This is a genomic window from Gammaproteobacteria bacterium (assembly GCA_033344735.1).
Lineage (GTDB): Bacteria > Pseudomonadota > Gammaproteobacteria > UBA4575 > UBA4575 > UBA1858.
In genome coordinates this window covers 372,554-386,467 of the sequence record JAWPMW010000001.1, presented here as the reverse complement: position 1 = coordinate 386,467, position 13,914 = coordinate 372,554, and the positions used below count along the sequence as shown (strand labels likewise).

The 13,914-nt window shown below is 37.9% G+C and carries 14 protein-coding genes; 8 read left to right on the top strand and 6 right to left on the bottom strand.

The window, feature by feature from the left end; translation table 11 throughout:
- From R8G33_02020 to R8G33_01990, 7 genes are all read left to right on the top strand, one after another.
- Positions 1-2,265, top strand: coding sequence for a VWA domain-containing protein (locus tag R8G33_02020; GenBank protein ID MDW3094429.1), 2,265 nt, complete (start codon positions 1-3; stop codon positions 2,263-2,265).
- Positions 2,266-2,280: 15 nt separating this feature from the next.
- A complete protein-coding gene (locus tag R8G33_02015; protein MDW3094428.1) occupies positions 2,281-3,462 on the top strand; it encodes a pyridoxal phosphate-dependent aminotransferase in 1,182 nt (393 codons plus the stop codon).
- Positions 3,463-3,633: 171 nt separating this feature from the next.
- A complete protein-coding gene (locus R8G33_02010) occupies positions 3,634-4,008 on the top strand; it encodes a DUF2127 domain-containing protein (GenBank protein ID MDW3094427.1) in 375 nt (124 codons plus the stop codon).
- A gap of 149 nt (positions 4,009-4,157) precedes the next feature.
- A complete protein-coding gene (locus R8G33_02005) occupies positions 4,158-4,574 on the top strand; it encodes a nuclear transport factor 2 family protein (protein ID MDW3094426.1) in 417 nt (138 codons plus the stop codon).
- Between the two features lie 182 nt (positions 4,575-4,756).
- Positions 4,757-4,969, top strand: coding sequence for an RNA-binding S4 domain-containing protein (locus tag R8G33_02000; GenBank protein ID MDW3094425.1), 213 nt, complete (start codon positions 4,757-4,759; stop codon positions 4,967-4,969).
- A gap of 73 nt (positions 4,970-5,042) precedes the next feature.
- Positions 5,043-6,032 carry a stomatin-like protein gene (locus R8G33_01995; protein ID MDW3094424.1) on the top strand — a complete coding sequence of 330 codons (990 nt, stop codon included), beginning with the start codon at positions 5,043-5,045 and terminating at the stop codon, positions 6,030-6,032.
- A gap of 2 nt (positions 6,033-6,034) precedes the next feature.
- Positions 6,035-6,508: an NfeD family protein gene (locus R8G33_01990; protein ID MDW3094423.1), complete on the top strand. Its 474-nt coding sequence runs from the start codon at positions 6,035-6,037 to the stop codon at positions 6,506-6,508.
- A gap of 2 nt (positions 6,509-6,510) precedes the next feature.
- Here the strand turns inward: R8G33_01990 and R8G33_01985 are convergent, their stop codons facing one another.
- Entirely contained in the window at positions 6,511-7,008 is a 498-nt protein-coding gene (locus R8G33_01985) for an acyl-CoA thioesterase (GenBank protein ID MDW3094422.1), read from the bottom strand.
- 302 nt (positions 7,009-7,310) lie between these two features.
- On the opposite strand from R8G33_01985, the gene R8G33_01980 reads away from it, so the two are divergent.
- Complete coding sequence (locus tag R8G33_01980) at positions 7,311-9,380, top strand: carboxy terminal-processing peptidase (GenBank protein ID MDW3094421.1); 2,070 nt, start codon at positions 7,311-7,313, stop codon at positions 9,378-9,380.
- Positions 9,381-9,386: 6 nt separating this feature from the next.
- Here the strand turns inward: R8G33_01980 and R8G33_01975 are convergent, their stop codons facing one another.
- The 5 genes from R8G33_01975 to R8G33_01955 are packed head-to-tail and all read right to left on the bottom strand — an operon-like array spanning position 9,387 to position 13,901.
- The gene (locus R8G33_01975; protein ID MDW3094420.1) at positions 9,387-10,160 is read right to left on the bottom strand and encodes a sulfite exporter TauE/SafE family protein; all 774 of its coding nucleotides are present in this window, start codon (positions 10,158-10,160) and stop codon (positions 9,387-9,389) included.
- A 36-nt stretch (positions 10,161-10,196) separates the two neighbouring features.
- Positions 10,197-11,399, bottom strand: a complete 1,203-nt coding sequence (locus tag R8G33_01970) for a TraB/GumN family protein (protein MDW3094419.1) — start codon at positions 11,397-11,399, stop codon at positions 10,197-10,199.
- 21 nt (positions 11,400-11,420) lie between these two features.
- Positions 11,421-11,774 carry a nucleotide pyrophosphohydrolase gene (locus R8G33_01965; protein MDW3094418.1) on the bottom strand — a complete coding sequence of 118 codons (354 nt, stop codon included), beginning with the start codon at positions 11,772-11,774 and terminating at the stop codon, positions 11,421-11,423.
- Positions 11,774-13,132 carry a YihY/virulence factor BrkB family protein gene (locus R8G33_01960; protein ID MDW3094417.1) on the bottom strand — a complete coding sequence of 453 codons (1,359 nt, stop codon included), beginning with the start codon at positions 13,130-13,132 and terminating at the stop codon, positions 11,774-11,776. The genes R8G33_01965 and R8G33_01960 overlap by 1 nt, the downstream gene beginning before the upstream one ends.
- Before the next feature lie 4 nt (positions 13,133-13,136).
- On the bottom strand, positions 13,137-13,901 hold the full coding sequence (locus tag R8G33_01955; GenBank protein MDW3094416.1) for a HesA/MoeB/ThiF family protein: 765 nt from the start codon (positions 13,899-13,901) through the stop codon (positions 13,137-13,139).
- Positions 13,902-13,914 lie beyond the last annotated feature (13 nt).

Below are 13,914 nucleotides of genomic sequence, written 5' to 3'. Positions count from 1 at the left end.
ATGAATTTTAAATTTTGGCAGCGTAAAAAAAAGTCTAATGAGACAGTAATTGATGACCAACCAGAATACCAAGTTAAATCATATTCTAAAGACGGCGGTTATATTCGCTCACCTGTACGCACAGGCAAAAACCAAAATAGTTCTTCCTTTGGCGGGATGGGTGAACGCGAACTGCAATTACGCTTAGAATTACTAGTTGAGCCAATATTATCAACACATAACAGTGTGTTTGAGCCAGCCCAAGCATTAGTGAATTTCAGCCTGGCTGATCAAGAACGCTTTTTAGAATCGATAGACTCCATTGCACTCACCAATGTTGAGCTTGCTTTTAATTTTTGTCACTACGCACCCTATAGCTTAAGAGTGGTCGACGAAGAAAACTGGCAGGCATGGGTTACTCATTTATTAAAAATACACACTACTAAAGGACTCAATGACTGCATCGCCGCTATGCAAGCGGTCGATGAATACGTTGATTCATTTGCAATTGCGCCAACGTCAGTCAGCTTTGATGAAATCAGTCGCATTATTGAAAGTATTATTACCGGTCTAAATGGTCGAGCATTAAAACTTGAGCAAGGCGAACAATTATTTACAGATACTGAAGTAATTCATCTTCCTGAAAATATTGCTACGTTTAAAAGTCGCGATGATAACTTTGCGCTTTACAAATCAATTGCTGTGCATCAATGGGCGCAAACTTGGTATGGCACCTGGCGTGTGGACATTCAACAATTAGTAGCCAACTTTGCCGACAAACAAAAAGCAATTGATTTGTTTCATAAGCTTGAGACAGTTCGCCTAGACGCCAACATTAAACGTGAATTACCTGGCATTGGCCGAGCAATAGAAAAATTCAGTTCTTTATTAGTCGCAAAAGATCTTTCTCTACCTTGGCAAAGTGCAATCAAGACCTTGTCATCAGAAGAAGCTTCTGCACATGATACAGCACGCCTACTATATGAACTCTATGATCACGACTTCATTCCCCAAGACACACTCTATCAGGGCGTTTTGAATCCTGACCTTGCTAGACAAACAATGAATGAACGTATTGACCAGGACAAAGAAGAATTAAAACTCGCATTAGACGAATTACAGAAAGAATCTATAGGTAATAACCAAGACATGCCTGTAGACGACGGACAAGATGGAAATCGTTTTGAAGTACGAGAAATTGAAGACGACGAAATGCCCGATGGTTATCGTTATGAATTAGAATTAAATGGCGATTCAATAGACCCGCCTGAAAATATTCAAGAATTATTAGAATCTATTCAACAAGACTTAGGTGAAATACCCGATGATTATTTATCACCTGTTGATGACAATGCATACAAAACGGGCAATGGCGAAGATATACAAGACAATATTAATATTCGCTCTGGCTCAGGTGAAGTTTTCCTATACGATGAGTGGGACCATTCAAGACAAAAATATCGAAAAGAATGGTGTCATCTTCGCGAAATAGATGTCGAAGGCAAACCTTCAGACTTTGTAGAGCAAACATTAAATAAACACCGAAGTTTATTAAAGCATTTACATAGAACCTTTGAAGCATTACGTGATGAAGACAGAAGAGTACGCAAACAACCTTATGGAGAAGATATTGACTTAGATGCCATCATTTCATCTTATGCAGATATGATAAATGGAGAAGAAGTAAGTCAGAATCTGTTTATCAAACAACGCAAGGTCGATCGCAATATTGCGGTCATGTTTATGGTGGATATGAGCGGTTCGACTTCAGGCTGGATTAACGACATGGAGCGCGAAGCATTAGTATTGTTATGTGAATCACTAGAGGTGCTAGGTGACCGCTATGCAATTTATGGTTTTTCTGGATTAACTCATCGTCGTTGCGACTTATATAAAATTAAAGACTTTGAAGAAAGCTATTCTGCGACAGTAAAAGACCGAATCGCCAATATTAAGCCGCAAGATTACACGCGTATGGGTGCAGCAATACGACATCTATCAAAATTATTATCCTGTGTAGAAGCCAAGACAAAAGTATTAATCACATTATCAGACGGCAGACCCGATGACCAAGATGGCTATCGAGGCGCCTATGGTATAGAAGATACACGTCGAGCATTAATAGAATCTAAATTCCTGGGCATTTATCCTTTTTGCATCACAATTGATGATGAAGCAATGGACTATTTGCAATATATGTATGGCCCTGTGAATTTCACTATTGTTGATCAAGTCGACAAACTGCCTTACAAAGTTTCAGATATTTATCGACGCATAACAATGTAAGGGGGGTATAAGTTCATGGATGAATTAATCAAAAAAATTCAAAGCAAGCGCGTATATGCGGTTCAAACACCAATCATCCCCACCATTACACAGCTTGCACGAAAACATTCGGGCACAATTTCATTAGGTCAAGGTGTTGCCTACTATGGACCACCACAACAAGCCTATGATGAAATTCAAAAACAATTAAATTCAAACAAGCTAAATGCATATGGCCCTGTTGAAGGCATTCCAGAATTAACACAAACATTAGCTGAAAAATTACACGCAAGAAACAACATCAGCATTAATCAAAAAAGTAAAGTCTTTGTGACTGCCGGCTCTAACATGGCATTTAGCTCTCTAATGGTTGCAATTGCTGATCCAGGCGATGAGATTATTCTACTCACACCGTATTATTTTAATCATGAAATGGCAATTCGATTAGCTGATGCCACACCTGTATTAGTGCCCACACTTGATAACTATCACCCTGATATTGACCATATTAAAAGCACCATCACTAATAAGACTCGTGCAATTGTCACTGTTTCACCTAACAACCCCACCGGCGCTGTTTATACACAAGAAGAATTAACTGCAATTAATCAACTATGCGCAAAACATGGCATTTATCATATTTCAGATGAAGCTTATGAAGATTTTTTATACGAAGACCGAAAGCATTTTTCACCAGCATCATTAAACAATTCAGAAGCACATACCATTAGTTTGTATTCACTATCAAAAGCCTATGGCTTTGCAGGCTGGCGCGTAGGTTACATGGTTATACCTAGCCAAATGTTTGCCTCATTAAGAAAGGTCCAAGACACAGTATTGATCTCGCCGACAATCATTTCACAATATGCTGCACATGGCGCACATCGTGCACCTTATTCGTACATTGAAAACCATTTAAAAGAAATAGAGAAATCCAGAGATGTTTGCTTAGAACATATCAACCAGACTAATTTACTCAAAACACCTGCAGTATCTGAAGGTGCTTTTTATATATTTATAAAATTAAATACGAAAAAAGACGATTTCACTATTGCCAAACAACTCATAGAAAAATTCGGTGTGGCGACTATACCTGGCAGTGCATTTGAAGCCTCAAATGGCGCTTATTTAAGAATATCTTATGGGGCATTAACCAGTGCTACAGTCAAACAAGGCATAGAAAAATTAACAGCCGGCTTACAAATATTACTCATCTAATCAACAAACAAAGTGCAACTAGACTTAATTTACCCAAGTAATTAAACTTGTTATCTATTAATTATCAATATTTAAAATATTATTGAATTTCTTAAACCTGCCTAGCAGATATGTGACCGCTGACAAGTCACTCAACTGGTCGCCTGTTAGCTCAACCGTTATGTGTTTTATATGAAACGTCCAATTGGTATAACAATTAGCGCAATCTTCTTAGGTTGGTTGACAATATCAGGCTTTGGAAATGCCTGGATGATAATCTCAGATCAATCATCAGAGACGCCTAAATTCATTGGTGTTATTGCATTTCTATATGGTATTTCAGCACTTGTCTCAGCAATTGGTTTATGGGGGATGAGACAATGGGCAATTTATGCAGTCAGAAGTTGGATGGGTACATGTATTCTATTTTTAATTGTTTTTACTACCCTGTCAGATAATTTAATACTGGGTGGCCTTCCTGGGGCTTTGGGGTTTTTCGTGTTTATCACTGTGTTATTTTGGTTATTTGATCGCTATGTTAAATCTAAAATTAACCAGACCTCCTAAGAATCCATTCAAGTTCGCCACTGCATGCCATGACACCCGTTACACGCACGCCCTTTCGCTCAACTGCGATGTATAATGTAACCTGCAATTAAAAAATATTGATGATGGCCTTTAGATTTCAAGAACTTTAGCCAAGTGGAGATAATTAAATGAGTAACATAATAGACACTGCAAGAGATTTTTTTGAAGCTTGTGAGTCTGGCAAAGGCTGGAAGGCTTGCCAGTCATTCTGCCAGTCTGGAGCTACATTTTCCGCGCAGTCAGGAGTACTTGCTGACATTGACACTTTAGAAAATTATACCGAATGGATGAAGAATCTGCTGACACCCATACCGGACGGACACTATGAAATAAAGAGTTTTTCAGAAGATGAAGAGCGTCAATGCGTTACCGCATTCGCAGTATTTCATGGCACGCAAACTGGTCCTGGAGGCCCCGTCGATCCTACTGGAAAGACTATTGCAGCAGACTATGTCTACGCAATGCAATTTGAGAATGGGTTACTCAAACATATGACTAAAATATGGAATGACACTATTAGCTTGGAGCAGCTCGGCTGGGCATGAGTTTACTCATACCTAACAAAAAGCATCATTTAGACATCAAATATTGAATTCAAATGCATGACAAGTCACTCATCTTGTTTGACTAACTTTATTTAGCATTAATATGAAATTTGAATTACATTTATTAATACCTAACACCACACTGCATTTACCATAAGAATACATTCAATATCCAAATTGCTATGACTGTAGTCGAAATAACTAGCGAGCCTGTAGAACTTTACAAAATTCTCAAATTTGAAGGTATTGTCGCTAGTGGCGCGGAAGCTAAATCTGTCATTGCTGATGGTCATGTACTAGTAAATGGTGCCATTGAAACAAGAAAACGCAAAAAAATACTTTCTGGTGATATTGTCGAATTTGCTAATACAACAATGCAAATTCAACTCATCTAAATGATAATAATATTCTACCCTGTATTTGCAAAAATACATTATCATTAGCAGACCATTCAATTAGGAAAAGACTATGGATTTTGCTGCCGATTTTCTCTCTAGCCCTTTATTTTGGATTGCTCTAGTACTACTTTACACGCTGAAAAAAGGTATCCATTTTGTTCCTCAAAATCGTGGCTATGTCATATATACGTTTGGCAAATATGACAAGACACTATCGTCCGGTTTAAATTTTATTATTCCATTTATACAAACAGTTGCTGCAGATCGTAATCTAAAAGAGCAAGCGCTAGATATTTCTTCTCAGTCAGCAATCACCAAAGATAATATTTCCTTAAATATTGATGGCATTCTTTTTATGAAAGTCACCGATGCCGCCGCAGCAACAAATAATGTTACCGATTACAAAATGGCGGTAATTCAACTTGCTATGACAACAATGCGTAACGCAATTGGTTCAATGGAACTCGACGAATGTTTTCAAAGCCGTGACGCAATTAATGCCACCATACTTAATGCCATGACAGAAGCTACCCATCCATGGGGTGTAATGGTGACACGATATGAAATTAAAGATATCGCTCCTCCACAGTCTATTCGTGAGGATATGGAAAAACAGATGACAGCGGAACGCGAAAAGCGCTCAGTCATCCTGACAGCTGAAGGTGTTAAAACTGCTGCTATTACTGAGGCTGAAGGTTTAAAAGCAGCACGCGTACTAGATGCTGAAGCAGCAAAAGCAGAACAAGTGTTGGCTGCAGAAGCAGATAAGGAAGCACAAATTTTACAAGCCATGGGTAAAGCCACGGCAATACGTTTGGTCGCTGAAGCCGATGCAAGCGCATTGAAAACTATTGGTGATATTGCAAAAACTGAATCAGGTGAGTCAGCGGTGACATTAAAGCTAGCACGCGAAGCAATAGACGCACATCGTGCAATTGCTGCTGAAAGTACTGTTGTATTAAGCGATGGAAAAACCAGTGATAATGTTGCCAATACAGTCGCTCAAGCAATAGCGGTATCTAGTAACCTTAAAATACCCGGACAATCAGAAGGAGCATAATAGTGGATTTTTTCCAATACTTTGCCGACAACCATGACCATTTCTTTTATTTGTTAGCAGGCATTAGTTTTATCGTTGAACTAGCAATTATTGGCCTAGGTGGCCCACTACTCTTTTTTGCTATTGCTAGTTTTATTACTGGCGTGTTGATTAGCTTGGGACTCTTGTCTGGCTGGGAAATGGAAATTTTTGCGTTGGGTGTATTAACAGCGTTAACTACCCTACTCTTATGGAAACCATTAAAGAAATTTCAAAATTCAGGTGGCGGTGCTGACACCAGTAGTGACATGATTGGCAAACAAGTACCTGCCAGCAGTGAAATTACTTCAAGTAATGGCACGATTCGATATTCTGGCATCGATTGGAATAGCCGCTTAGATAGCCGCGCTGATGTTGATAGTATTGCAGATGGCGCTCAATGCATGATTACTTCGGTTGATGGCAATGTGATGATTGTTAAGCCAGTCAGCCGCTAAGTCTAATCAGTATCAAATCCTACATGTAATTGCATATTTCTTTCTTGGATTTCTTTACGCATCTGACAGCGCATTTTTCCTGCCTGAAATAATTTTTCTTCTGTATCTGACTCTAATTTAAGTCTTGGCACAGTTAGAGACTTGCCACTATCATCCACTGATATCATAGTGAAGTAGCACGAAATGGCATGATACTTTTTCTTTTCACAGATTTTCTCGCCTTCCACTTTTATGCCAATTTCCATTGAGCTATTGCCCACATAATTCACATTACACTTGAAGGTAACTAAATCACCTACAGTAATAGGGTTCTTAAACACGACCTGGTCTAAGGAAGCTGTCACTACATAAGTCTGGCAATAGCGCGATGCACAAGAAAAAGCCGCCTCATCTAACAACTTTAGTATTGATCCACCATGAACTTTGCCAGAAAAGTTGGCCATCTCAGGGGTCATCAATCTCGTCATAAACAATTTTTTATGTTGTTTTAGTGGATCCAATTACTTTCTCCTTAAGGGTTTCCTCAATATTCCATATTTTTGAACACACACATTTATTATAATGTTGTTTTATTTCAATGAGTTATATAATTTTTCGCCATTATATGGCAGACTGCCGATGAGCGCCAAGTTTATTAGCCGACTATTCTAATTGTTTTATATGGAACTCACTGAGAGTTTTTCATCAAAATAGAGACATAAATACGCTATTTACTTCAACAGTTGTATACAATAAATTGATATCTAAGAATAATAATTTAAATTAATAACCCTAACTCACCTTAGTCAAAGTCAAAATTATCGTGCATAAACAATTAATTAGTCTAATTTCCGCCTTTTTATTGGTAACCTTATCGTTGAATAGTGCCAGCGTTGAGAATACAACACTGTCACCAACGGTTGACCATCTACGTGCTACGAAAATTATTACAGATTTCCTAGGCCGATATCATTATCGAAGGGTTGATTTGAATGATGAATTTTCCGTCACTATCTTCAATAATTTCTTAGACTCATTAGATTCGAGTAAGAGCTACTTTTTAGCAACTGATATTGCACGCTTTGATAAATATAAATTCACTTTGGACGATGCATTACGCGCAAACAATTTATTACCCGCATATTCTATTTTCTCTACTTATCAAAAGAGAGTGAATGAACGAATTGAGTATGCATTGCTATTAATAGAAAAAGATTTTGATTTTTCTAAAAACGAAACATTTGTTATTGAAAGAGAAAATGCTAAGTGGCCAATTACGGTAGATCAGCAAAATGACTTATGGCGCAAACGTATTAAAAATGATGTGTTGTCACTAGTGCTTGCCGATAAAGATGAAGATGAAATTAAAAAGACCTTAGTCAAACGTTACAGCAGTGTATTGAGGCGAACTAATCAATTGGATGAGAATGATATCTTTCAGCTTTATATCAACTCTTATGCTACAGCAATAGATCCGCATACAAGTTACCTGTCACCACGCTCTTATGATAATTTTGAAATTCGCATGAGTTTATCTTTAGAAGGTATTGGAGCACTGTTACGTACCGACGGAGATCACACAGTGGTTGAACGCATTATTCCAGGTGGACCAGCAGATCTTGGTGATTTACTGCATGCCAAAGATAAAATAATTGGTATCTCACAGCAGAATGAAAAAGATTTTACAGATGTGGTTGGATGGCGGCTTGAAGAAGTAGTGGAATTAATTCGTGGACCTAAAGACACTGTAGTCAAATTACAAATATTGCCAGGCAGCAAAGGCGACGGTGCTGCACTTGAAGAAATTGCCATTAAAAGAAATAAAATAAAATTAGAAGAACAGGCAGCAAGTAAAGAGCTACTAGAAATACCACATGACAAGAAGACTCAAAAAATTGGCATTGTCACAATCCCTACTTTCTATTTGGATTTTAATGCTTTTCAAAGTGGTGATATAAATTACCGCAGTACCACTAAAGATGTACACGCATTACTAAATGAACTATTAGAAGAAAACATTGATGGTTTAGTGCTAGACCTACGCTCAAATGGCGGTGGCTCATTAATTGAAGCAACTCAATTAGCTGGTTTATTTATTGATGAAGGGCCAATAGTGCAAGTGCGTGATTCTAGTGGTCATATTGAAATTCATAAAGATAAAGATGCCAATATTTCATATACAGGTCCGATGGTAGTTTTAGTCGATCGATTTAGCGCTTCAGCCTCAGAGATAGTTGCTAGTGCATTACAAGATTATGGACGTGCTGTCATTGTTGGTGAAACTACATTTGGCAAAGGCTCGGTTCAACAGCTGGTCGATTTAAATCGATTTGGACGTAAAAATGATGCAAATCTAGGACAGTTAAAAGCCACTATAGCGCAATATTTTAGGATTAATGGTGAAAGCACACAGCATCGAGGAGTTGAACCCGACATTCCTTTCGAAGCTTCTTACGATAAATCCGAACAAGGTGAGCGAAGTTTAGATAATGCATTACCGTGGACAAAAATATCACCGACACAATTTGATAATCGCCATATTTCAAAAATAATTGTTGATAATTTAGAAAATAAACATGTAGACCGCATTAAAGATGATGAAAAATATCAGTCTTTAATCAAACTCTACGATCTAAATGAAAGCCTACAGAAACAATCCGAATTATCTTTAAACCAAGCTAAACGCGAGAAAAAATTTGCCCAGCTAGAAAAAGATAGAAAAGAATATGAAAAATTAATTGGCTTAGATGAAGAAAATAATGCTAGTGAGAATAACGAGGAAGAATCAAGCAATATCGAAAATGATATTTTGCTAATTGAAGCTGCACAAATTTCTGCAGATTTAAATGCCTATTGGAATCGTGACAAACAAAGAATGATTGTTCAGAAGTGAATTTCACTACTGAGTAATCGAAAGCAGCATTTTAATTCCCAGCAATAACAAAAACACAGCAAATACTTTTTTAAGTATCGGCACTGGTAGTTTATGCGCCAAACTAACGCCTAGTGGTGCTGTAAAATAACTCACTAGTGATATCAGCACTACTGCTGGCAAATAAATAAAGCCAAACAAATAATCGTGTTGATAAGTGTTATTCCAACCATTCATTAAGTAACCAATTGTGCCAGCAACTGCAATCGGAAACCCAACCGCCGCCGATGTACCAATTGCACGTTTCAGTGGAATATTATTCCAAGCCAAAAATGGTACGGTTAAACTGCCTCCCCCAATAGCAACCACAGCAGATATAGCACCAATACAACCACCCACAGATATCAGCCCTAAAGTACCAGGTATATCACGAGAAGGTTTAGGTTGAATATTCAAAAACATTTGGATGGATACATATGCCATAAATAATGCAAAAAATATTGCTAGATGTTTAGCACTTATAAATGTAACTATATAAGTTGCCATATAAGTTCCAAATAAAATCCCAGGAACCATAGACTTCACGACGGACCATACAACACCATGACGTTTTTGATGGGCATATAAACTTGATGCAGACGTGATAATAATTGAAGCCATTGATGTGCCTAAAGCAATATGAACCACGGATTCAACAGGCACGCTTTTGTATAAGAAAAAAGAAGTTAGTACTGGCACCATAATACCTCCACCACCAATACCTAATAGTCCCGCAAAAAAACCAACAATAGCTCCAAGCAATAATAAGATTACTATGCTGTCGAGAGCCAACACAATTTAATTTACAAGTGCATCAAATATTTGGAAACCAGCAATATAAGTACCGAAAACAGAACCTAGTGTACTTAATAAAAATACTAGAATTAATCTAGCCACTCGATTAGAGCGCCAGCCAGATAACCTGGTTGTATCTAAGCGTACATTCTCAAAGTCTTTAATGGTAGGCTTGCGGAGATATAACTCTACAGCTGAAGTTACCACTCCTGCGCCAATTGTAGGATTCAGTGAAGTTAATGGTGCAGCAAGAAATGCAGTTAGAACTGTCAATATATGTGCCCCAGCAATAGCAGCACCTAACGCTGACAAACCTCCATTTATCAACACCCAGTCTAAAACCAAACTCCACCCTAAGTCAGTGCTTTTACTAAAACCAAAAGCAAAGCCTGTTAATACTAATGCGACTATTATCCATGGAATAAATTTCCCAATTCCAGAGCCTTTTGGTAAGTGAGTTAATTTATCAATAGTTAATTGTGGCTCAGCATTACCATTAGTTAATTCTTGCTTAATCCCAGCAAGGTGACCAGCACCGACCACAGCTAATATATTCTTAGCTTCATGTTTTTGTACAGACTGCCTAAGTTTTGCCGACATAAATTGATCGCGCTCAGAAATTAGCGGACTAAAAAGATCATAAGCAGAAGTAGCAAACTGAGCAAAAGTATTTTCAAGCATATCGCCAGTTTTTAGTTTTTCTATTTCTTCTTCGGTGACTTTTTCATTAGTCATGACACTAGCTATTAAACCAGAGATTACGTAAAGCTTTCGCCACCAAGGTATATTTTTATATAAGCGTTTCAAAGTAATACCTACATCTCTGTCGATCAGCTCAAGATGTAAATCATTTTTTTCTGCTAGATCAATCGCTACACGCATTTCCTCACCCGGCTGAACATCAAACTGCTCAGCTAAACGTTGTTGGTATGCACCCAAAGCCAAACTCGCCGCGACCATACTCGCTTTTTTTGTTTTGATAACCTCAAATAGATCCATATCTGCTAACGAATTTGGATTAACGATTGAGTTAAATCGACTATCACAAAGCTCTATAGCGATGACATCGAATTGATTTGAATTAATCAACTCTCGCACCGCATCAGCACTAGCTTTTGATACATGCGCAGTGCCTAAAATAGTTATATTAGTATTATTTACCTGGAGCTCTTCTATCGGCTGAGATCCAGCAGGTAATTCACTCATTGGGATTAAAATATAGTTAGATTAATATTCTGTGTATTTCTTAGAACTGCCTTTGACCTTACTAACAGGATAGCGTTCGTTATTAATTTTCATTTTCTCTTTAGTCATAGTCATCAAATCGACATCAAGTTGGTCACATATGCGTAGCAGATAGATAAATATATCTGCAAGTTCATAACTAACAAGTTGCTGCTTGGCTTCTCCTAAAGCATAGCTGGCCTGATCTGGCATCCACTGAAAATGCTCAAGTAATTCAGACGCCTCAACTGATAATGCCATTGAAAGATTTTTTGGGCTATGAAATTGCTCCCAATCACGATCTTGAGCAAATTTCCTCAACGCTAACATTAATTCTTTAACTTCTGTCTGCTCCATTAGGATCCTTCCATGGCAATTATTAAATTTTTAGATTTATCAGCATTCATATCTACAATTTGCTTAATGGTTAGATCACCTAACTCACGCGATATAGAACTCTCTACTCTATCGACAATAGGCAATGCCATATCAGTACTTATATTATGCATAACTACTGGTGAGAATATAGCGTAACTAGTACGTATTGCAGAATAAGCTTCTGATACGGTTAAATTCTCTAATGGTACTGCTGGCAAATATGCCGAGGACGCAGCATTTACGCTTTGTAATATGCCTGCATCCTCATAACACTGTAATACCTCTTCAACCGACTGTTTTGGGCAGGATAGATGATCAACGATTGCCTCAACACTCACTGGAGTTTGCCTGTTATAAAAGCTCGCACCAATCATTAATAATACATTTAAGGCTACATGTTCACGATCATGATTATTTAATGAAACAGATTGATTTTTTGCCATTAAATACTCTGGATATTGACGATAGAACGCAACACTCGAACCCACCAGCAATATCAACCAATTCAAGTAAAGCCAAGTCATAAAGAAGAATATTATTGCAAATCCTGCATAAATCGCTGTTTGAGTAGATGACTGAGCGATCACTAATGCATAAATATAGCCAACTGACTGCCAGAGAATTCCTGCAGCGATACCACCTGTTAAGGCAGGTATAAAACGTACTTTAGTATTGGGAACGAATGAATAAACAAAAGTAAATGCAAATATGATTAGCACATAAGGAATTAATTTAGTCACAAACTCGAGCAAAATTCCAAATGGCTCTACACTAGCTAAACTTTGAGTGACAGAATTATTTAGCAAACTTGCTGTTGTCCCCATGGCTGCGATTACCAGCACTGGCCCCACCATAAGCACACTTAAATAATTACTAAAACGCTCAGCCAATGTTCTTGTCTTTTGTATACGCCAAGTATAATTAAATGCTTCTTCAACTTTTGTTAACAAAGAAATAACTGAGTAGAACAAAAACGCGATTCCCAATGTACCTAATAATCCCACTTCAACATTATCAACGAAGCCAATAATATTGTTAGTGAGCTCTGGTGCTTTGTCTCCCAAATGTGAAAATAAATTTAATAGCGCAGGCTCAATTTGGTTGTGTACACCAAATGCTTTTAATACTGAAAAGCTAACTGCAATCAAAGGAACAAAAGATAAAATCGTCGTGAACACTAACGACATTGCGCGCAGATTAAGCTGGCCATTAGCCAAATCTACAATGATCAAATGAATAAATCGACAAACATTGATGACAATCTGCTTCCATAGTGGTTGCGACTTTAGGTTTCCCTGCCAAATTGCTTCACTTATTTTTTTTATAATGACTTGCATTAATTCACTCTTTTGAACATACAGAACATCTTAAATCTTTTCGCAATTTCACTTTCCGCCATTGCATATTTAATGCATCCAACAACATTAGTTTGCCGCTAAGAGATTCACCAATATCTAGTAAAATCTTTATTGCTTCGGCAGCCATCATCGCGCCTACCATACCTGCGACAGGACCTAATACTCCATTTTCAGAACAATTCAGTTGCTCATCTACCGCTTCAGGATATAAACAATGGTAGCACGGCGAGTCGACATTTCGATGGTCGAAGGTCGCCAGCTGGCCTTCAAAACGTATAACTGCACCAGAAATCAGCGGCGTTTTAGATTTCCTGCATGCTTGGTTATGTTTATAACGAGCTTCAAAGTTATCAGTGCCATCAAGCACAACATCCGCATCAGCTATCAATGCTAATAACTCTGAATGGTTTGGAATTGTTGTTAACGCTGTAGTACTAAGTTTTGTACCATATTGGAGTAGCTTGCGTGCTGCCACTTCAGCTTTATAGCTGCCTATATCATTATGCGTATATAATATCTGCCGCTGCATGTTCGACCGATCAACGACATCGGGATCGATAATCACAATTTCCCCAATGCCTGCCGTAGCCAAATAAGACAATGCCGGGCAACCTAAGCCTCCCGCGCCTAATACTAATACCCTTGCATCAATTATTTTTTGCTGACCTGCAATATCAATTTGCGGCAACATAATTTGCCGACTAAATTGCAGTAACTGCGCATCAGTCAAATCAATAGAATTAGACATGAAATCAACTAGT

Excerpts from the sequence above, each read along its gene's own strand:
- R8G33_02015 (MDW3094428.1), top strand. The coding sequence starts at position 2,281 with ATGGATGAATTAATCAAAAAAATTCAAAGCAAGCGCGTATATGCGGTT.
- R8G33_02005 (MDW3094426.1), top strand. The coding sequence starts at position 4,158 with ATGAGTAACATAATAGACACTGCAAGAGATTTTTTTGAAGCTTGTGAG.
- R8G33_01995 (MDW3094424.1), top strand. The coding sequence starts at position 5,043 with ATGGATTTTGCTGCCGATTTTCTCTCTAGCCCTTTATTTTGGATTGCT.
- R8G33_01960 (MDW3094417.1), bottom strand. The coding sequence starts at position 13,132 with ATGCAAGTCATTATAAAAAAAATAAGTGAAGCAATTTGGCAGGGAAAC.
- R8G33_02000 (MDW3094425.1), top strand. The coding sequence starts at position 4,757 with ATGACTGTAGTCGAAATAACTAGCGAGCCTGTAGAACTTTACAAAATT.
- R8G33_02010 (MDW3094427.1), top strand. The coding sequence starts at position 3,634 with ATGAAACGTCCAATTGGTATAACAATTAGCGCAATCTTCTTAGGTTGG.
- R8G33_01955 (MDW3094416.1), bottom strand. The coding sequence starts at position 13,901 with ATGTCTAATTCTATTGATTTGACTGATGCGCAGTTACTGCAATTTAGT.
- R8G33_01970 (MDW3094419.1), bottom strand. The coding sequence starts at position 11,399 with ATGAGTGAATTACCTGCTGGATCTCAGCCGATAGAAGAGCTCCAGGTA.
- R8G33_01965 (MDW3094418.1), bottom strand. The coding sequence starts at position 11,774 with ATGGAGCAGACAGAAGTTAAAGAATTAATGTTAGCGTTGAGGAAATTT.
- R8G33_02020 (MDW3094429.1), top strand. The coding sequence starts at position 1 with ATGAATTTTAAATTTTGGCAGCGTAAAAAAAAGTCTAATGAGACAGTA.